Raw genomic sequence first — 18,214 nt, 5'->3', positions numbered from 1 at the left:
CCGGTCAGAATGCGTGCTCCGGCGCCGGAAATTCCCCGGCCTTGACCGCCTTGACGTAGCGCTCCACGCCGTCGCGCAGGCCGTTGGCATCCACCATGAAATTTTTCATGAACCGGGCCTTCTTTCCCGAATAGATGCCCAGCATGTCGTAGAGCACCAGCACCTGCGCGGAACAGTCCGGGCCGGCGCCGATGCCGACGGTGGGGATGGAGAGCCTCCGGGTGATCCGCGCGGCCAGGGCGGCGGGCACCACTTCCATCAGCAGCATGCCGGCCCCTGCCTTTTCCAGCGCCACCGCGTCGTCCAGCAGCAGCTTCGCCTGCGGCCCGGTCCTGCCCTGTACCGTATAGCCCCCCAGCTGGTTGACCGACTGCGGCGTGAGGCCGATGTGGGCGCACACCGGGATACCGCGCCGGATGAGGAATTCGACGGTCGGCGCCATGAGGCTGCCGCCCTCGATCTTGACCATGTTGGCGCCTGCGGCCATCAGCTCGGCGGCATGCTCGAAGGTGTCCTCGGGGCTCACCTGGGACGTTCCGAACGGCATGTCGGTCATGATGAACGCCTGGCGCGATCCGCGCGCCACGCAGCGGGTGTGGTAGATCATGTCGTCCAGGGTGACCGGGAGCGTGGTTTCCTCGCCCTGGAACACGTTGCCCAGCGAATCGCCCACCAGCAGGACGTCGACGCCGGCGTCTTCCAGCAGGGCGGCGAAGCTTGCGTCGTAGCAGGTGAGGATGGCGATCTTCTCGCCCGCATCGCGCATTTTCTGTAGGTCGCTTTGTGTCGTGCGCATCCTTGGACTCCCTGTGTGGTGCGGTCGGCGCCGGCCGATCAGGCGCCGCGGTTGAAGTATTCCCGCGGACCGCGCATCAGCTCGATCTGCTGCAGCAGCAGGTCGAAGTCGTCCTGGCTGTCCACGAAATTGAGGTTTTCGCTGTTGATCATCATGACCGGCGCGTCCTGGTAGCGATGGAAGAAGCGCGTATAGCTCTCGGCCAGCTTCCACAGGTACTGCAGGGAGATGCCGGCCTCGAAGGCATGTCCCCGCTGCCTGACCCGTTCCGCCAGGACATAGGGGGAGGCCTGCAGGTAGATCACCAGGTCGGGAGGCGCCACCTGGGGCCGCAGATGGTGATAGATCGTCCGGTACAGGTCGAGTTCCGCATCGTTGAGCGTGAGCCCGGCGAACAGCTGATCCTTGTCCAGCAGGAAATCGCCGATGGTGAGATGCGTGAACATGTCGAGCTGCGTGAAGCCGCGCAACTGGTCGGCTCGCTGGAACAGGAAGAACAGCTGCGTGGGCAGCGCGTAGCGCGGGATGTCGCCGTAGAATTTTTCGAGGAACGGGTTCTCGGCGGGTTTCTCCAGCAGCAGCATCCCGTTCAGGTGATCCGCCATGCGCCGCGCCAGGCTGGTCTTCCCCGCACCGATGGGTCCCTCGACCACGATGTAGCGGCATGCTTCCAGTTTCATTCGCTCTGCACCGGTTCCGCCACCTGTCCCACGCAGGCGGCCAGCAATTCTACCGCCATCCCCCGTCCGGGAACGCGGCAGTCCGGCGCGATCTCCGCCAGGGGGCGCAACACGAATGCCCGCTGGTGCATGCGCGGGTGCGGCAGGATCAGTTCGGGTTCGCTGCAGCACAGGTCGTCGTACATCAGGATGTCCAGATCCAGCGTGCGTGGCGCATTGCGGGCGGCGCGCACGCGCCCGTGGGCCTGCTCGATGGCGAGGAGCGCCGCGAGCAGGCCCACGGGCGTCAGGTCCGTCGCCATGCGCGCCACCGCGTTGATGAAGTCGGGCTGGTCCGCTGGCCCCACCGGTGCGCTGCGATACAGCGCCGAGCACGCCAGCAGGCGGCTGGCCGGCAGGGCGGCCAGCTCGCCGAACGCCCTGCGCACGTGGGAGGCCGGGTCGTCCAGGTTGCTGCCCAGTGCGACATAGGCCTGGTGGGCGGGCTGTGCGGCGGTGGATGGCATGGATGCTATTTCGCCATGTCGGTAGCGTGATGCGCCGCACCCTCCGGCCCGGATTTGCGGCGGCGCCGGCTGCGGCTGCGCTTTTTCGGGGTTTCGTCCTTGAGCAGCATGGCCTCGCGCGCTCCTGGATTGGCATGCTGGAAGGTGTCCCACCAGGTGCCGAGCTCCGTCTCCAGTTCGCCGCTCTCGCAGCGCAGCAGCATGAAGTCGTAGGCGGCACGAAAGCGCGGATGCTCCAGCAGGCGGAACGGCCGGCGCCCCGACCGGCCGGCAAAGCGGGGCTGCATGGCCCAGATCTCCTTCATGACGGCGTCGTAGCGATGCGGGATCGCGAGTTGCTTGTTCTGAATCGACAGGACATCCTCCATGGCCTGGTGCAGCGCGGGAATCGTCTTTTCTCCCGCGGCCTGGCGGCGATTCCACGTCGCCAGCACCTCGTGCCACAGCAGGGCGGCGAACAGGAAACCGGGGGACACGGGCTTGTCCTGGCGCACGCGCTCATCCGTGTTCCTGAGCGCGAGGGTGATGAAGCGTTCCCCCAGCGGCTGTTCCAGCAGCACGTCCAGCATCGGCAGCAGCCCGTGATGCAGGCCGCGCGTGCGCAGCTCGACCACGCAGGCCAGGGCATGGCCCGACAGCAGGAGCTTCAGCATCTCGTCGAACAGGCGGGAGGGCGGCACGTTCCGCAGCAGCGGCGCCAGGTCGCCGATGGGCGCGGCGGTATCCGGGTCGATCTGCAAGCCGAGCTTGGCCGCAAGGCGCACCGCCCGCAGCATCCGCACCGGATCTTCCCGGTAGCGCCGGGCGGGGTCGCCGATGATGCGCAGGCGTTTGGCCTGGAGATCCTCGTAGCCGTTCAGGTAGTCCCGGATTTCCTCGCGCTCGGGATCGAAGAACAGCGCGTTGACGGTGAAGTCGCGCCGCCTCGCGTCCTCTTCCTGGCTGCCGAAGGTGTTGTCGCGCAGCAGGCGTCCGTGTTCGTCGGCGTGCACGCCCGCGACAGTTTCTCCATCCGCGTCCGGCGACATATCTCCGCGGAAGGTCGAGACTTCAACCGTTTCCATGCCGCACATGACATGCACCAGGCGGAAGCGCCGGCCGATGATGCGCGAGCGGCGGAAGAGGGCGCGGACTTCCTCGGGCGTCGCGCTGGTCGCCACGTCGAAGTCCTTCGGATCCAGCCCCAACAGGAGGTCGCGCGCCGCGCCGCCGACGACGAAGGCGGCGTACCCGGCCTGTTGCAGCCCCGACGTCACCTTGAGGGCGCAGGCGTGGATCTGGCCGCGGGCGATGCCGTGCCGGCTGCGCGGAATGACCCGCACCCCGTCCGGCGGCCGGGATGCGGGAGCCGCCGAAGGCGGCTTGAGACCAAATACCTGTCTGAGGAATTTACGGATCATGGCGGCGGTCGAGGAACGCGGGCAGGGCGCCGCGAGCCTTCCGTAAGCGCCGGAGGCGGATCATGCGGGACACGCACGGCGTGCTGCCGCGGCGGATCCGGCTCCGTGCGAGGTCGTGCGGCTTCCTCCAGGGGAGCCTGCCGGATGGATGGCGGGGTTGCGGGCGATGTTCGGAATCCGGGATCTTCGTGAAAGGCAATGGATGGCGGTCGGCGGCCTGATTGCCGATTATACACGCCGTACCGCAATTGGTCGCTCTCGACGCGCGGGGCCGGCAGCCGGTTCATGCCCTCAGGTATTCGCTCTTGCGGCCCAGCCAGCGCTGGATGTGACGGTTCGCGGATGCCGGGTGGCTGCCCAGCAGTTCCTCGGCGGCGGCGCGGGCGGCGTCGAGCAGGTCCGCGTCGCGCTCCAGGTCGGCGAACCGCAGCATCGGCACGCCGCTCTGGCGGGCGCCCAGGAACTCGCCGGGGCCGCGCAGCTGCAGATCCCGGCGGGCGATCTCGAAGCCGTCGTGGTGCTCGAAGATGATCCTGAGCCGTTCCCGGGCCGTGGCGGACAAGGGTTTCTGGTAGAGCAGGATGCACACGCTGGTCTCCGACCCCCGTCCCACCCGCCCCCGCAGCTGGTGCAGTTGCGACAGCCCCATGCGTTCCGCATGCTCGATCACCATCAGCGAGGCGTTGGGCACGTCCACTCCCACCTCGATCACCGTGGTGGCGACCAGCAGCTGGATCTCGCCTCGCTGGAACGCCTCCATTACCGCGGACTTCTCCCGCGGCGGGAGCCGGCCGTGCGCCAGGCCGATTTTCAGGTCATGGAACTCCTGCTTCAGCGTCTCGTGGGTTTCAATGGCCGTCTTGAGCTGCAGGGCTTCCGATTCCTCGATCAGGGGACACACCCAGTAGGCCTGCTTCCCCTCGCGGCAGGCTTCCCGGACGCGTTCGATGATTTCGCCGCGGCGCGTATCCGCCACCAGCCGGGTCGCCACGGGGCTTCTGCCGGGGGGGAGCTCGTCGATCACCGATACGTCCAGGTCGGCGTAATAGCTCATGGAGAGCGTGCGCGGGATGGGCGTGGCGCTCATCATCAGCTGGTGCGGCATGGTGCCGCCCGTGGCGCCCTTCATCCTCAGCGTCAGGCGCTGGTGCACCCCGAAACGGTGCTGTTCGTCGATGATGGCCAGCCCCAGCCTGCCGAACCCGACCATTTCCTGGAACAGCGCATGCGTGCCGACGGCCAGCAGGGCGCGCTCCTCGCCGATGGCCGCGAGCGCGGCCTGCCGCTGTTTTTTCTTCTGGCCGCCGGACAGGCGGACGATCGCGGCGTCCAGGGGGGCGAGCAGCGGACCCAGCCAGTCGGTGAGCTTGCGGTGGTGCTGCTCCGCCAGGATCTCGGTGGGGGCCATCAATGCCGCCTGGTAGCCGTTCTCGATCGCCTGCGAGATCGCCAGCGCGGCGACGATGGTCTTGCCGCACCCCACGTCGCCCTGCAGCAGGCGCTGCATGGGATGGTCGGCGGCGAGATCGCGGCCGATCTCGGCGTATGCCCTTTCCTGGGCCCCGGTGAGCGCGAACGGCAGGGAGTCGAGCAGCGCTCCGGTCAGGCTGCCTTTGGCGGGAAGCGGCGGGGCATGATGGGTCCTGCGCTGGCGATGGTGCAGGCGCATCGACAGCTGCTGGGCCAGCAATTCGTCGAATTTTATCCGCCGCCAGGCGGGATGCGTGCGTTCCCGCAGGGAGTCGACCCGTGCATCCGGGGGTGGCTGGTGCAGGAACAGCACGCTTTCCCGGAAACCCTGGAGCTGGTGGCGCTGCAGGACGGCATCGGGCAGCGTCTCGCCGAGATGCCGTTGCGGGTCGCCGTCGTCCTCCCGCCGCTGCAGCATTTGCCGGATCAGCCTGCGCAGCGTTTCCGAGGAAAGGCCCGCCGTCGTCGGGTAGACCGGTGTCAGGGCATCCGCCAGCGGTTCCTGCTCGCCGACGATGCGGCACCTGGGATGCACCATCTCGATGCCGAAAAAGCCGGAGCGCGCTTCCCCCAGCAGCCGGACCCGCCTGCCGGCGACGTATGCCCTGGCCTGGCTGCCGTAGAAATTGAGAAAGCGCATGGTGAGCGCGCCGCTGCCGTCCTCCACCCGGCATACCAGCTGGCGCCGCGGACGATAGGCGATCTCGCTGCGCGTGATGACGCCCTCGACCTGCACCGTGCGGCCCTCGGGCAGATCGTGGATCGGATGGAGGTGCGTTTCGTCCTCGTAGCGCAGCGGCAGGTGCAGGATCAGGCCGGATTCGTCGTCGATGCCCAGCTTGCCGAGCTTTTCCCGCAGGCTCGCGCTGCCGGAATGGGGGGCGGCGTCCGGCATGACGTCGCCGCCATCCTTCACCCCTGCAGTACCAGCACCGCATCCATCTCCACCAGCGCGCCACGCGGCAGCGCCGCCACGCCGATCGCCGCGCGCGCCGGGTAGGGCTGGCTGAAGTAGCCCGCCATCGCTTCGTTGACCTTATGGAAATTTGCCAGATCGATGAGATAGACGTTCAGCTTGACGATATCGCCCAGCCCGCCGCCGCTCGCCGCCGCCACGGCCTGCAGGTTCCGCAGAACCTGCTGGATCTGCCCGTCGATCCCGCTTGCCATCTGCATGGTGGCCGGATCCAGGCCGATCTGGCCGGAGAGATAGACGGTGGCGCCGCCCTCGACGCGTATCGCCTGCGAATAGGTGCCGATGGCCTGGGGAGCTTCGTCGGTATGGATCGTCTGTTTCGTCATGCAATCTCCTCGGGTAGGGTGGGGTTTGAAATGCGAGAATCCGGATTCGTGCGCCTGCGGCATTTTGCGATATGATGAAGGGAACGCACGCATAATTCAATCGCCCCATCGCCCGCATGCTGCGCGGCGACTGCAGCCACACATAGAACAAGACCGCCTGCATGCAAAAACTGATCATACGAGGGGGCGCGCCGCTGTCGGGCGAGGTCCGCATTTCCGGCGCGAAGAATGCCGCCCTGCCCATCCTGTGCGCCTCGCTGCTCACCGAAGAGACGCTGGTGCTCGAGAACGTTCCCCGCCTCAACGACGTGACCACCATGTTGAAGCTGCTGCGGCAGATGGGGGTCGACGTGGTGCAGGGCGCCGTGGAAACCGGCCTGGCCGCCGTCCGCCTGCTCCATCCGGTCGCTCCCTACGAGATGGTGAAGACCATGCGTGCCGCGATCCTGGTGCTGGGCCCCCTGCTGGCGCGCACCGGGGAAGCGCGGGTGTCGCTGCCCGGCGGCTGCGCCATCGGCCTGCGCCCGGTGGACCAGCACATCAAGGGCCTGCAGGCGATGGGCGCGGAGATCGAGATCAGCCATGGCTACATCCATGCGCGGGCGAAGCGTCTCACCGGCGCGCACATCATCATGGACATCGTCACCGTGACCGGTACCGAGAACCTGATGATGGCGGCGGCGCTGGCGGACGGCACGACCGTGCTGGAGAACGCGGCGCACGAACCCGAGGTGCAGGATCTCGCCGATTGCCTGACGGCGATGGGCGCGAAGATCCACGGGGTGGGCAGCGACGTCGTCACCGTCGAGGGCGTGGAGCGGCTGCAGGGCGCCACCCATCGCATCATGGCGGATCGGATCGAGACCGGCACCTTCCTGGTGGCCGCCGCCGCCAGCGGCGGCGAGATTCATCTCGCCGACACCTGTCCCCACACGCTCGACGCGGTGCTGGACAAGCTGCTGGAGGCGGGCGCCGCCATCGAATCCGGAGCGGACTGGATACGGTTGAAGATGAACAATCCGCTGAAGTCCGTGAGCCTGCGCACCGCGCCCTATCCGGCCTTTCCCACCGACATGCAGGCGCAGTTCATGGTGCTGAACAGCGTCGCCGACGGCACCGCCGTCATCACTGAAACCATATTCGAGAACCGCTTCATGCACGTGCAGGAACTCAAGCGCATGAACGCCGACATCCAGGTGGAGGGCAATACCGCGATCGTGCGCGGCGTCCCCGCCCTGGATGGTGCCAATGTCATGGCCACCGACCTGCGCGCTTCCGCCAGCCTGGTGCTGGCGGGGCTGATCGCGCGGGGCGAGACGGTGGTCGACCGCATCTACCACCTCGACCGCGGTTATGAGCGCATCGAGGACAAGCTGGTCACCCTGGGGGCGCAGATCCGGCGGGCGGGCTGACGGCATCCGGGCCGCATCGCCCGGGCCGATGCGTTTTGAACCGCCCTGTCACGACGGCGAAATGCCGTTCGGCAGCGGCCTCCCCGCGGCCGTCGACATTTCATCCCCCGGGTGCGGCGCGCGGATCGGGCCCATCACTCCAGCATTCCGCCTGCCGCCTTCAATTCATATTTTTCCCGATCGATCTCTCCCCGCGTGCGCACACCGAGACGGCGGAACAGGGGCAGGGGAGGACACCATCCCTGTATGCCATGCTGCAGCAGGAATGCCATCACCACTCCCGGCAGCAGCAGCCATTTGCGGTCGACCGTGGTGGCGAGCAGCAGGCCGGTCAGGGCCAGTGCCGAAGCGTTGGTTTCCAGCACCCGCTCGATGTCCCATTCGCGGTCCAGCTCCTCGACGCGCTTCCGCACGAGTTCCGCTCCGCTGCCGCCGTACAGCTCGATGTTGCGGTCGGTCCGGCGGTCTATCTTCCGATTCAGGTGCGCGGCGGTGGAGCGCCGGATGCGATCCGCTTCCTTCGATGTATTCGTCATTATTTCCTATCCTCCATCATTCTTTCTTTCGGTGGAAACGCCATCGCTGCGGCTCTTCGCCTCTCCCTTGTCCACCACGCCCGGGATGGCTCGCGTGGAGCGATCGAACTTGTCCTTCAGGGCATCGACCCCGGATTGGGGCCTGGCACTTTTTTCGAGGCCGGTGCGTTTCCTGCGGAGTTCGTTGCTGTCCACTTTCAGCTTCCGGTCGCGCGCCTCGATCAGTCCGGGCTGGGCCTCCCCCTCCCGGTTGAAGGACCAGCCCAGGCTGGGGTCGCCCAGGGGCAGCCTGTCGCGGGGCGCATGCTCCCCGCCCGTGTTCCAGAAGTGCCAGGTCTTGCCGTAGCTGTTCATCTGCTTCTCCATGAACGACCGCTCCGCCGCTTCCGGAATGCCTGGCGCCACGAGTTGCCCGGACAGGATCTCGCCATTGTGCGGGTGCCAGTATTTCTTTTCCTCCGCCGGCAGGGTTTCGAACAGCTTTTCCGAAATGATGTATTCCACGCCGTTCAGGTTGGCGTCCTTGGTATTGCCATCGAACAGCACGCACTGCGCGAAGTCCTCGTTCACCTGGTGGCAGTAGTGGTGCGCCTCCATCTGGATGTCGGGGCGATCCTTCATTGGATGGAAGCCGACCAGGTAGAGCTCGAAGGGCTTCATGGGGGTGTTGCTCTGCAGGAATCGGGCGCTTGCCTCCTGCAGTTTCCTCTCCAGCGATGGGAGCCTGGCATCCGGCCGGGCCGGCGGGACGGAAGTGTCCCCGGCGCGGGCCGGGGGGACGATCACGGCCATGGCCAGGAAAAGGGAAGCGGAAAGAGTCGTCGATCTGGCACGGTAGATGTTCATTTGGGATTCCCGATGGGTTGAGGGCGCATGCCGTCAGGTGTTCGGAAGAGCGGCGCTCCAATCGACGGCAGGCGCGTCGGGCCCGATATCGGCGTGAGCACCATACGCCGTCGGGCGCGGGGAGGCAGTGTGCCTCACTATGCTCAAATCCCGCGCAATGTTCCGTACGCCATCGTACAAACCGGGGAATCCGGTGCACCCCGCCGGGAAAGGCCTGCAAGGGAAATTTTCAGGGAACCGGCGTGCGCGAACCGGGCGATCGTCCAGGCGGGGAGCGGTCATGCTGCAGCACGCTGATTTCCCCGTCTTCTTCCAGGTAGGCGATCCTGATCTCGTCGAGGTTTTCCACGCCCTGTTCCCGCAGCTTGTATTTCAGCTCTTCCATGGTGATCAGTTCCTGGCGCATGGCCCTGCGCTGAACCTTGCCATTGCGCACCAATGCGAGCGGAGGCGGCTGCAGCAGGCGGCGGGCGACGGAGAAATGGAAACTCATCCAGTTCAGGGCATAGTTCCATCCGGCGATGGTGGCGACCAAAACGCAGCCGTCGGTGACGGAATCATAGTTGCCCGACATGCCGTTGCTGGCGGCATCCGCGATGAGGACCAGCAGCATCACGTCCGTCACGGCGATGGCCCCGATGTCGCGGCGCAGCAGGAAGCGGAAGATCAGGAATATGAACCAGTAGATGGCGGTACCCCGCACGATCATCTCGACGGGGTGGACCGAGAAATGGAAGACGCTTTCCCAGTCGATCGGCGGCATCACATGACAGGAAGCGAGAATGCGCCGTGGCGCCGGACGGGCAGGCCGCAGGGGAGGGGGCGGGCAGGGCGGCGCGTGGGTTTCATGGCTTCAGGAAGGGCTCCTGCAGGGTGGCAATCTGGAAGATAGGCGCCCCCGTGACCGGATTCCGTGCGGCAGCACACGCTTTGCCCTGCTCCCGCGCATCGCGGGCCCGGGAAATGGGAGGGCCGGCCTTGAAATCTAAGGGTTTTTCTTAGCATAAAACCGGGGTTTCCCCAATATACGTGGGGGATGGAGCGGCATAGGATAAGGTCACTCCAACTGTATTCGGATCAATCGCCATCATGAAGACAGGCACGGCAGGAAAGGGAAGACTGATCGCAGTGGCGTTCATGCTTGGGTTCCTCGCATCCTGTGCGCAGACGGGCGGGTTCGAGGCGCACGGCGTCGATCTGGATCGGGCGGCGCAGCATGCCCGGACGGCCGCCGACCACGACCGCCTGGCGAGGCAGTACCGGAGCAGCGCCGAGAAGCTGCAGGCGAAGGTGGAAGAGCAGAGGCAGCTGCTGTCGCAGTACGAGGAGAAGAGCTACATCTACGGCAGGCGTGCGCAGGATCTGCAGTCGCACACCTCGGCGCTGCTGCACAAGTACGAGCGGGCCATGGAAGAGACGATCCAGCAGGCCTCGTACCATGGGAGGATGGCGGAGAAGCTTGCGCAGGACGCCCCTGCCCAGCAGCGGGATGAGCGGCAGGAGAAGGCGCGCAACTCCGGCTCCATGAACTGGAACGACAGCGGCTCGGGCAAGCTCTGAACGGGCGCAGGCCGGGTGGGCCACACCTGGATGAAAGCACACCCACCCCATCGGCAAGGCGGGTACTGTGTGCATGTCAACGATTGCCGGTTGTGAACTCCTTCCCCTGATCCCTGACCTCCGGTTGGATAACCGAACGGCACTGATCCCATGCCCCGGTACATGCCCGGTCTCCTGAACAGGGCCTACGCTGCCGTTCTGACCTCAATTCGTCTGGGCGTCTGGGCAACACCCCTGCAGGTAGGGTCGGCGAACATCCCTGCAATCCTTGTCTGTCGTTGAGTTTCTCCGGCACTACGCCATAGCTACGCGCTTCCCCATAGACAGGCGCTTCCCGTTCCCGCCCCCGTGTGGGCACATCCGCACGATCTCTTCTTGAAGTCATCCTTATATTCCCTATAATGACGATGGGAATGCGTCGCCCGGGGTTTCCCGGCGGTGTGGGAGCGCGCCTGCGCATCCGTGGAGGAAAAGGAGTCGATGCTGGACGTGTTCCGGGGTGGCATCCGTCATGCGCACGCCGGCGTCTGGCCGGGAACAACCGGTCCGATCGCCATCGACAGGAGAGCGGCAATGTCCGACGCATCGAATCTTCAGAGAAAGAAGCTGTTCCTGGCCTCTTCTTCCGAACTGAAGGAGGACAGGGAGCAGTTCGAGATCCTCATCAGTCGCAAAAACGGGGACTGGGTCGGCAAGGGTGTTTTCATCGACCTCATCGTCTGGGAGGATTTTCTGGACGCCATGTCCCGGACCCGGCTGCAGGACGAGTACAACAAGGCGATCCGCGAATGCGACCTTTTCGTCATGCTGTTCGCGACCAAGGTCGGCAGGTACACCGCGGAAGAGTTCGAGACGGCCTTCGGGCAGTTTCAGGCCACCCGCAAGCCGCACATCTTCACCTACTTCAAGGACACAAAAATTAGCACCGGCAGTGCCGAAAGAGCGGATCTGACGAGCCTTTGGGCATTCCAGGACAAACTGAAGGAACTGGGCCATTTCCCGACCCGCTACGAGAACGTCGATGCGCTAAAGTTCCACTTCAACCGGCAACTCGATAAACTGGCGACGGGCGGATTCATCGAGTTCCGGCCCGACCCGCCCGAGCCGGGCGGGGACAGGACGATCAGCGTCAGCCACAGCAAAAATACCGTAGCCGGAAACACCATCAACGCCGGGGGCGATGTCATCCTCGGCGACCATCCCCGCGGCATCGGGAAATAAGCCGGTGGACGGAGTAAGGGTCGAGAACTCCGAGAACACCATTGCCGGCTCCACGGTGACCGCGGGGGGCGACGTCATCGTCGGCGGGCAGAAGATCACCAACTACCACTACTCCATTTCGTATCAGGATCTGAAAGGCCAGCTGGACGGCCTGAACGAGCAGTTTTCCAGGGTCCGGGGGAAAATGGAACGATACCCGGACGACGAGGATTTCAGGATAGACCTGCTGCGGCTGGACGCGCAGCGCAGCGAAGTGCGGAAGAAGCTCGACGACCTGAAGCACGAGGTGATGCGCCTCGCCGAGACCTTCACCCGGATTCCGCTCAACACCGAGCGCCTGCGGGTTGCCCGCCAGCACTTCGAAGCGGGTCGTTATCCAGAGGCGCGGACCATCCTGGACGCGGGGGAGATGGGCAGCGAGCTGGATGCCCTGCTCGACCGGAAGCGAATGCTGCAGGCCCGGCAGGAGGAAAATGAGGCACGCCTGGCCGACAAGGCCAACGAATTCCTGATCCTGGCGCGCCTGACCGCCGTGGATTTCACGCTGTCCGACCGCTACGGCAAGACCCTGGAATACTTCCAGCGCTCCCTGGAAGCAGCCCATACGGCCGACAACACCTTTGCCTATGCGTATTTTCTGCACGAGCACAACCAGTTCGCCGCTGCTCTTCCCCTCTATGGAGAAGCCCTGGAATACTACCGCCGTCTGGCGCGGGCCGACCCGCAGGCCTACGAGCCGTATGTGGCGGCGACGCTGAACAATCTGGCGGGATTGCAGAAGGACAACAACGACTTGGCCGCCGCGGCGGCGGGGTACGAAGAGGCATTGGCGATCTATCGCCGCCTGACAGAGGCCAACCCGCAGGTCTACGCGCCGTATGTGGCGATGACGCTGAACAACCTGGCGGTATTGCAGCAGGCCGGCAACGATCATACTGCCGCCGCGGCAGGGTACGAAGAGGCGCTGGCGATCTACCGCCGCCTGGCGCAGGCCCACCCACAGGCCTACGCGCCGAAGGTGGCGACGACGCTGAACAACCTGGCGAATTTGCAGAAAGCCATGAACGATCTTGCCGGCGCCGCAGCGGGGTACGAAGAGGCGCTGACGATCCGCCGCCGCCTGGCAGAGACCCACCCGCAGGCCTATGAACCGGACGTGGCGGAGACGCTGAACAATCTGGCGCTATTGCAACAGGCCATGAACGACCTTGCCGCCGCCGCGGCGGGGTACGAAGAGGCGCTGGTGATCCGCCGCCGCCTGGCACAGGCCCACCCGCAGGCCTATGCGTGGGACGTGGCGATGACGCTGAACAACCTGGCAATACTGCAGCAGGCCAGCAACGATTTTGCTGCCGCCGCAGCGGGGTACGAAGAGGCGCTGGCGATCTACCGCCGCCTGGCAGAGGCCCACCCGCAGGCCTATGAGCCGGAGGTGGTGAGGACGCTGGTGAATCTGGGCATATTCTATCTGGAGGCCGTGCCGGACCGTGAAAGATCGCTGGCCTGTGCCCGGGAAGCGCTGGCCACCGCCCTGCCGTTCGCCGAATCCTTCCCGGCCGCTCGAAGCTATGCAGACGTGGCGTTGGCGGTTGTCGGGGTGTGGGGGGAGGACAGGGATGCTTTCCTCGGGGAGGCGATCCGGAGGGCTAGCTCCTGATCACGCAGACTGACCCGGCCCGGGGCGTCCCGTGGCGGTCATTCCATTTTTTCCGTCACCCGCATGACATGGCTGGCGCGCGTCGCGATGATTCTCCGGATGATTTTCAGGATGGGATGATGGATACCTTCCGCATCCATTTCTTCCAGGAGCCTGTCGGCCTCCGGCCCTATCGCCTGCGCCATGTGCCGCAGGGTTGCCGACAGCATGCGCCGGGCGGGCGGTGTCGGGAGCACTATCGTGTGCCAGTGCTCGAGCTGGAGGGTGTCGGGAACCGCACGGCCGCCGATTTTCATCGCCAGGTTCCTGGACAGATGCGGATAGGCCGCCGTGCAGACGACATCGTAGAGTGGGGCCAGTTCCGGCGTCGGGCTGCGGTAGAGCAGTGAACAGTTCTTGGCGTGCGCATCCGCGTTGCCAACCAGGTAGTGAAAGATCAGCATCTTCTGGAAGACCAGCCGGTCGGCCGCAGGGCGGGCCGTATGGCGCTGAATGAGGTTCTGGCAACGCGCAATGCCCGGGCCGCCCTCGTCTTCATACTTGAGTTCGGGTGGAATCGCGAGTGCCTGGCAGAAATCTTCCTGATGCAGCTTGCGAATGACGCCGTCTTTCTCCTGCAGACGGTCATATCGCTCCACCAGGATAAAATCGATTCCTCCGGCCGTCGCCTTCGTGACGGCCGGTGCGTCCAGCCTCATACGAGCGGCAAGGCGCATGCAGAACACTTCGTTTTCGACGGTGCCTTCCAGCCCTGCAATGAAGGGTTTGAGAATGTGGGTGGTTGGGTGACCGTTTCTGGGGAGCGCTATCATGCCATCTGCGACGCGTACGGCCAGTTTGTCCTGGGAGCCCGCGAGCGACAGGCGCACGCCTTCCTCGCCTCCCAGCAGGGGGCGCACGCGCAGCGTTGCCAGGAGCCTGGCCAGGCGTCCTTCATCGAGTGGTTCGGGTTCGTCGGATGAGGGATCCGGCAAATCCGCCCCCTCGGGTATGAGCGAGAGCGCCCCTGCGCATTCGCCACCGATGATCTCGAGCAGCCCGAAGGCGTTTCCAGGGGATATGCCAAGCGCTGCCGCCAGGCGGCTGCGGGCACGCTCATCGGGGAGCAGGCCGGAAAAATACGGGCGCACGGTACCGTCGTCATAGATCTCTTGCCGCAATGGCATCGAGACGGAAATCGGCGGCCCCGATTCCGCCACATAGTCGACGTCGTATGTAAACGCCAGCTGTCCATTTTCGGACTGGACAAGCTGGCCGGCCTTGCGGTCGTGCAGATAAGCATCCAGTGTGCGGGTCATGCGTCATCTCCGCGTCCGGCCACGTTGACCGACAGGCCAAGCGTACGCAGCACGGCCAAGGCGAGGCCGATCCGGCAGCTCTCCTTGCCCTGCTCCAGTTCACGGACAAAGCGAATGCCCACGCCCGCCAGTGCCGCCAGTTGTTCCTGCGTGAGTTTCTGGCGTTTGCGCTCGGCGCGGATCACGGCGCCCAAGGCTGTCGAGTCGTTTATGGACTGCATTTTCACCCCTTTCGGGATGATCTTATCATGAAGTCAGCCGGGGTTGCATAAAAAATCCCGATCGGGATTTTCACGGATCGCATGCGGAGCGGAGGCCGCGTTCCTCAATAGACTGCCCAGACTCAAGCACGGCTGCGCTTCCGTCGGCATCCTCCCGACGGCGCTCAGGCAGGCTGCGGCGGTCAATGAAGAGATTCCGGTCAGGTGCGAGGCGCTGGTCTCGCAGCAGGCTTCGCCCTGCACCTGGTGCCTGTTACTGCAATAACGGGCACTAGATTGTTACCGTGGCGGGGTCGATCGCGCTGTCGAGGAATGCGCGGATCAAAGTTGCCACCTCCTGCGCATGCGTCTCCAGCGCGAAGTGCCCGGCGTCGAGCAGATGAACCCTCGCATCCGGAAGATCGCGCTGATAGGCGGCGGCGCCGGCGGGTAGAAACGCCGGATCATGACGCCCCCAGACGGCGAGAAGCGGCGGACGGTGCTCGCGGAAGTAGGACTGGAAGGCCGGATAGAGCGCGACGTTGCTGCGGTAGTCGAGGATCAGATCGAGCTGGATTTCCTCCACGCCCGGCCGCGCCATGTAGGCGATGTCGAGTTCGTAGCCGTCGGGCGACAAGCGGCTGGGATCGGCTCCGGTGCCATATTGCCAGTTCCGGATCGTGTCCGGCGCGAGCGAGGGTCGGCAGGCTTCCCGGTTTGCTGCGCTCGGCTCACGCCAGTAGGCCTTCCACGGCCCCCATGCGTCGCTGAATCCCTCGACGTAGGCGTTGCCGTTCTGCGAGACGATCGCGGACATCCGTTCGGGCTGGCGCATCGCCAGACGCAGGCCCACAGGTGCGCCGTAGTCGAAGATGTAGAGCGCGTATCGATCAAGCGACATGGCGTCGGTGAAACCCTCGATCACGTCGGCAAGGCGGTCGAACGTGTAATCGAACGTCCCGCGCGGCGGCGCCTGGGTCTGTCCGAAACCGGGCAGGTCCGGTGCGATGAGCCGGAAGCGGTCAGCGAGGAGAGGGATCAGGTCGCGGAACATGTGGCTGGCGGTTGGGAAGCCATGCAGCAGCAGGATCAGCGGCGCGTCGCCCGGCCCCGCCTCGCGATAGAACACGTCGACCTCGCCGACTCGTCGAAACCCGTAGCGTGTCGTCATCGTTCATTCCTCGATAGTGTGAAAACGGAGCGTCAATATGTTCAGTCAATCAGAGCGGTCAACTCACCGTGTGCGCGACAGCCTTGACGATGTCATTCCGCCGCCTATGCGCGTCCTTCATGCGGATTGTTGAACGCCAGGAAATGGCGCACCACGGGACGCTGCTCCCCTTGATGAAAGCGCAGTACGTCTTCCTGAATATCGGCATCGGCCCCGGATACCCGCCTGTGCTGGCGCAGATGTTCAGCCCACGACTCGACCTGGAACCATTCGAGCATCAGGCCGGGGTCGGCGGTATCTTCAGCGATGCCCCACGCATAAGCGCCATCGCGTCGTCGTTCGGCGGACAGCCGGGCCAGCACCTTGAGGAAATCAGCGCGATCCGGCGCCGCGATCCGGTATTCGATCTGGATCAGCACCGGGCCACGGTCGTTTTCGACAGGTGTAGCCGTCAGCGGCTCGGGCCAGTGGTTCGAGGGCATCAGGTCGGCTTCGCCCGCCGGCAGCTTGATCCGGTGAGCCGCCAGGCCGACCAGCGCCAGCCCGGCCGCACCGGCCAACAGGGTGAACGGCACCGAGGTCCATTGCGCAACCGCACCCCAGCTCAGGCTGCCCAAAGTCATGGCACCGTTGAACGCGGTCAGGTACACCGCCAGCGAACGCCCGCGCACCCAGTTCGGCAGGATCGCCTGGGCCACGCCATTGAGGGTGGTCAGTGCAGTGATCCAGGCCATGCCCAACACCAGCAGCGCCGCCACCGCCGCCCACTGCGGCGGGGCGACGGACAGGAACGCCATTACCGCCGCCGTCGCCAGCGCGGCCAGCAACAGCACGCCGTCGGCGTCCAGGCGGGCGCGCAGGCGTGGCATGACGACTGCACCGCTGATCGCCCCGAGGCCGACCGCCCCGAGCAGGATGCCATAGAAGCCCGCGCCGCCGCCCAGCAACTGGCGCGCCACCAGCGGCAGCAGCGCCCAGACCGAACTGGCCAGCGCGAAGAACAGGAAGGCGCGCAGCAGCACCACGTGCAGTTCGCGGCTGGCGCGGGCATAGCGCAGCCCGGCACGGAAGGCACCGGCGAAACGCTCGGACAGCGCATCCTGTCCGGTTGTCGGACGCGGCCACCACAACAGGGCGGCCACGACGAATAGATAGCTGACGACATCCACGCCATAAGTGAAGGCCGCGCCCATGCTGGCAAGGATCAGCCCACCCAGCGCCGGACCGATGGCCCGCGCGATGTTGATGCCCAGCGAGTTGAGTGCCACCGCACTCTTGAGATCCTTCTTCTGGACCAATTCAGGTACGATGGCCTGCCAGGTCGGGCCCGCCAGTGCCGCGCCGATGCCGCCGAGAAAGGTCAGTGCGACCAGCGATGCCACCGACTGAAGTCCCGCAGCCGACAGCAGCATCAGGCTGATGCTGGTGCTGGCCAGCAGGAGCTGGATGCCGATCAGGAATTTGCGCCGATCGAGAACATCAGCCAGCACGCCGGCGGGAATTGCCAGCAGGAACACCGGCAATGTCGCTGCGGCCTGCACCAGCGCCACGGCTGCGGGAGACGTGGACAGATCGGTCATCAGCCACGCGCTGGCAACGTCGCGGATGAAGCTGCCGGTATTGCCGATCACGGTTGCTACCCAGAGCACTGCGAACAGGGTTTGCCGCAAGGGTGCGAAGTTGCCCGATGATTCGTTCAATGCAGTGATCCTGTCCGCCATGTCCGTTTCTCCTGCAAATCCAGCCAAGCGACCAGCAGGAAGCCGCCGATCAGTCCAAGATGCTCGAAGAACGAATTGGCGGCCATGAAGCGTTCCTGCCCGGCCGGCAACTCCCAGAAACGCAGAGCAAGGCCGGTGGCCAGTAGGGTAAAGCCCGCCAGTCCCAGTGCCCCGAGCCAACGCAGCCGTCCCGTGAGGATCAGCACGGAAGCTCCCAGTTCAAGCACGATCACCGCAACCGCGAACAGCGGCGCCGGCGACAGGCCGAAATGGGTCATTTCGGCGATCGCACCGGGAAAATCGGTGAGCTTGACCAGTCCGCCTTGCAGGTACGCCGCACACAAGCCCAGATAGGCGATGAAGCGCACGGCGCGGCTGCCGAAAACCGGGTGCACGGCGGTGCCCAGCTTGCAAAGGTCGAGCGTTGCCATGGGGCGG

General features: G+C 65.3%; 18 protein-coding genes. 4 read left to right on the top strand and 14 right to left on the bottom strand.

The annotated features are described in order from the left end of the window. Window positions 1-4: 4 nt before the first annotated feature. The 6 genes from panB to BT108_RS09080 all read right to left on the bottom strand — a co-directional run bounded on the left by panB (window position 5) and on the right by BT108_RS09080 (window position 6,154). The gene (gene panB / locus BT108_RS09105; RefSeq protein ID WP_072294227.1) at window positions 5-796 is read right to left on the bottom strand and encodes a 3-methyl-2-oxobutanoate hydroxymethyltransferase; all 792 of its coding nucleotides are present in this window, start codon (window positions 794-796) and stop codon (window positions 5-7) included. Between the two features lie 38 nt (window positions 797-834). Next, window positions 835-1,476: a deoxynucleoside kinase gene (locus BT108_RS09100; protein WP_072294226.1), complete on the bottom strand. Its 642-nt coding sequence runs from the start codon at window positions 1,474-1,476 to the stop codon at window positions 835-837. Next, window positions 1,473-1,982, bottom strand: a complete 510-nt coding sequence (gene folK / locus BT108_RS09095; RefSeq protein WP_072294225.1) for a 2-amino-4-hydroxy-6-hydroxymethyldihydropteridine diphosphokinase — start codon at window positions 1,980-1,982, stop codon at window positions 1,473-1,475. The genes BT108_RS09100 and folK overlap by 4 nt, the downstream gene beginning before the upstream one ends. A gap of 5 nt (window positions 1,983-1,987) precedes the next feature. Beyond that, on the bottom strand, window positions 1,988-3,382 hold the full coding sequence (pcnB, locus tag BT108_RS09090; protein WP_072294224.1) for a polynucleotide adenylyltransferase PcnB: 1,395 nt from the start codon (window positions 3,380-3,382) through the stop codon (window positions 1,988-1,990). A 283-nt stretch (window positions 3,383-3,665) separates the two neighbouring features. Then, complete coding sequence (recG, locus tag BT108_RS09085) at window positions 3,666-5,747, bottom strand: ATP-dependent DNA helicase RecG (RefSeq protein ID WP_072294247.1); 2,082 nt, start codon at window positions 5,745-5,747, stop codon at window positions 3,666-3,668. Between the two features lie 17 nt (window positions 5,748-5,764). Continuing rightward, a complete protein-coding gene (locus tag BT108_RS09080) occupies window positions 5,765-6,154 on the bottom strand; it encodes a Rid family detoxifying hydrolase (RefSeq protein WP_072294223.1) in 390 nt (129 codons plus the stop codon). 161 nt (window positions 6,155-6,315) lie between these two features. Here BT108_RS09080 and murA point away from each other — a divergent pair, with 161 nt between their 5' ends. Further along, on the top strand, window positions 6,316-7,566 hold the full coding sequence (gene murA / locus BT108_RS09075) for a UDP-N-acetylglucosamine 1-carboxyvinyltransferase (protein ID WP_072294222.1): 1,251 nt from the start codon (window positions 6,316-6,318) through the stop codon (window positions 7,564-7,566). 134 nt (window positions 7,567-7,700) lie between these two features. On the opposite strand, the gene BT108_RS09070 is transcribed toward murA, so the two are convergent. From BT108_RS09070 to BT108_RS09060, 3 genes are all read right to left on the bottom strand, one after another. Continuing rightward, a complete protein-coding gene (locus BT108_RS09070) occupies window positions 7,701-8,102 on the bottom strand; it encodes a DUF2892 domain-containing protein (protein WP_072294221.1) in 402 nt (133 codons plus the stop codon). A gap of 6 nt (window positions 8,103-8,108) precedes the next feature. Continuing rightward, window positions 8,109-8,948, bottom strand: coding sequence for an OBAP family protein (locus BT108_RS09065; RefSeq protein ID WP_072294220.1), 840 nt, complete (start codon window positions 8,946-8,948; stop codon window positions 8,109-8,111). Between the two features lie 229 nt (window positions 8,949-9,177). Then, window positions 9,178-9,711 carry a DUF421 domain-containing protein gene (locus BT108_RS09060; RefSeq protein WP_072294219.1) on the bottom strand — a complete coding sequence of 178 codons (534 nt, stop codon included), beginning with the start codon at window positions 9,709-9,711 and terminating at the stop codon, window positions 9,178-9,180. Between the two features lie 326 nt (window positions 9,712-10,037). On the opposite strand from BT108_RS09060, the gene BT108_RS09055 reads away from it, so the two are divergent. The 3 genes from BT108_RS09055 (at window position 10,038) to BT108_RS09045 (ending at window position 13,386) form a co-directional block, all read left to right on the top strand. Next, entirely contained in the window at window positions 10,038-10,508 is a 471-nt protein-coding gene (locus BT108_RS09055) for a hypothetical protein (protein ID WP_177257292.1), read from the top strand. Window positions 10,509-10,988: 480 nt separating this feature from the next. Next, window positions 10,989-11,729 (top strand): hypothetical protein, encoded by a 741-nt coding sequence (locus BT108_RS09050; protein WP_072294218.1) that lies wholly within the window; start codon window positions 10,989-10,991, stop codon window positions 11,727-11,729. A 4-nt stretch (window positions 11,730-11,733) separates the two neighbouring features. After that, window positions 11,734-13,386 (top strand): tetratricopeptide repeat protein, encoded by a 1,653-nt coding sequence (locus tag BT108_RS09045; protein WP_072294217.1) that lies wholly within the window; start codon window positions 11,734-11,736, stop codon window positions 13,384-13,386. A 38-nt stretch (window positions 13,387-13,424) separates the two neighbouring features. Here the strand turns inward: BT108_RS09045 and BT108_RS09040 are convergent, their stop codons facing one another. The 5 genes from BT108_RS09040 to BT108_RS09020 form a co-directional block, all read right to left on the bottom strand. Further along, window positions 13,425-14,684: a type II toxin-antitoxin system HipA family toxin gene (locus BT108_RS09040; protein ID WP_072294216.1), complete on the bottom strand. Its 1,260-nt coding sequence runs from the start codon at window positions 14,682-14,684 to the stop codon at window positions 13,425-13,427. Next, the gene (locus BT108_RS09035) at window positions 14,681-14,905 is read right to left on the bottom strand and encodes a type II toxin-antitoxin system Y4mF family antitoxin (protein WP_072294215.1); all 225 of its coding nucleotides are present in this window, start codon (window positions 14,903-14,905) and stop codon (window positions 14,681-14,683) included. Before BT108_RS09035 ends, BT108_RS09040 begins: the two co-directional genes overlap by 4 nt. A gap of 271 nt (window positions 14,906-15,176) precedes the next feature. Beyond that, entirely contained in the window at window positions 15,177-16,055 is an 879-nt protein-coding gene (locus tag BT108_RS09030; RefSeq protein WP_072294214.1) for an alpha/beta fold hydrolase, read from the bottom strand. Between the two features lie 104 nt (window positions 16,056-16,159). Continuing rightward, the gene (locus BT108_RS09025; RefSeq protein WP_072294213.1) at window positions 16,160-17,776 is read right to left on the bottom strand and encodes an MFS transporter; all 1,617 of its coding nucleotides are present in this window, start codon (window positions 17,774-17,776) and stop codon (window positions 16,160-16,162) included. Continuing rightward, the gene (locus tag BT108_RS09020; RefSeq protein ID WP_072294212.1) at window positions 17,752-18,207 is read right to left on the bottom strand and encodes a DoxX family protein; all 456 of its coding nucleotides are present in this window, start codon (window positions 18,205-18,207) and stop codon (window positions 17,752-17,754) included. Before BT108_RS09020 ends, BT108_RS09025 begins: the two co-directional genes overlap by 25 nt. Between the last annotated feature and the right edge of the window lie 7 nt (window positions 18,208-18,214).

The organism is Nitrosovibrio sp. Nv17, assembly GCF_900119085.1.
Taxonomy (GTDB): domain Bacteria; phylum Pseudomonadota; class Gammaproteobacteria; order Burkholderiales; family Nitrosomonadaceae; genus Nitrosospira.
This window is presented reverse-complemented; position numbering and strand designations above follow the sequence as displayed.

What these genes read in the sequence shown, in the direction of transcription:
- BT108_RS09065 (WP_072294220.1), bottom strand. Translation starts at nt 8,948, where the DNA reads ATGAACATCTACCGTGCCAGATCGACGACTCTTTCCGCTTCCCTTTTC.
- BT108_RS09100 (WP_072294226.1), bottom strand. Translation starts at nt 1,476, where the DNA reads ATGAAACTGGAAGCATGCCGCTACATCGTGGTCGAGGGACCCATCGGT.
- murA (WP_072294222.1), top strand. Translation starts at nt 6,316, where the DNA reads ATGCAAAAACTGATCATACGAGGGGGCGCGCCGCTGTCGGGCGAGGTC.
- BT108_RS09070 (WP_072294221.1), bottom strand. Translation starts at nt 8,102, where the DNA reads ATGACGAATACATCGAAGGAAGCGGATCGCATCCGGCGCTCCACCGCC.
- BT108_RS09040 (WP_072294216.1), bottom strand. Translation starts at nt 14,684, where the DNA reads ATGACCCGCACACTGGATGCTTATCTGCACGACCGCAAGGCCGGCCAG.
- BT108_RS09030 (WP_072294214.1), bottom strand. Translation starts at nt 16,055, where the DNA reads ATGACGACACGCTACGGGTTTCGACGAGTCGGCGAGGTCGACGTGTTC.
- panB (WP_072294227.1), bottom strand. Translation starts at nt 796, where the DNA reads ATGCGCACGACACAAAGCGACCTACAGAAAATGCGCGATGCGGGCGAG.
- BT108_RS09050 (WP_072294218.1), top strand. Translation starts at nt 10,989, where the DNA reads ATGCTGGACGTGTTCCGGGGTGGCATCCGTCATGCGCACGCCGGCGTC.
- BT108_RS09055 (WP_177257292.1), top strand. Translation starts at nt 10,038, where the DNA reads ATGAAGACAGGCACGGCAGGAAAGGGAAGACTGATCGCAGTGGCGTTC.
- BT108_RS09060 (WP_072294219.1), bottom strand. Translation starts at nt 9,711, where the DNA reads ATGCCGCCGATCGACTGGGAAAGCGTCTTCCATTTCTCGGTCCACCCC.
- BT108_RS09035 (WP_072294215.1), bottom strand. Translation starts at nt 14,905, where the DNA reads ATGCAGTCCATAAACGACTCGACAGCCTTGGGCGCCGTGATCCGCGCC.
- recG (WP_072294247.1), bottom strand. Translation starts at nt 5,747, where the DNA reads ATGCCGGACGCCGCCCCCCATTCCGGCAGCGCGAGCCTGCGGGAAAAG.
- BT108_RS09025 (WP_072294213.1), bottom strand. Translation starts at nt 17,776, where the DNA reads ATGGCGGACAGGATCACTGCATTGAACGAATCATCGGGCAACTTCGCA.
- folK (WP_072294225.1), bottom strand. Translation starts at nt 1,982, where the DNA reads ATGCCATCCACCGCCGCACAGCCCGCCCACCAGGCCTATGTCGCACTG.
- BT108_RS09080 (WP_072294223.1), bottom strand. Translation starts at nt 6,154, where the DNA reads ATGACGAAACAGACGATCCATACCGACGAAGCTCCCCAGGCCATCGGC.
- BT108_RS09020 (WP_072294212.1), bottom strand. Translation starts at nt 18,207, where the DNA reads ATGGCAACGCTCGACCTTTGCAAGCTGGGCACCGCCGTGCACCCGGTT.
- pcnB (WP_072294224.1), bottom strand. Translation starts at nt 3,382, where the DNA reads ATGATCCGTAAATTCCTCAGACAGGTATTTGGTCTCAAGCCGCCTTCG.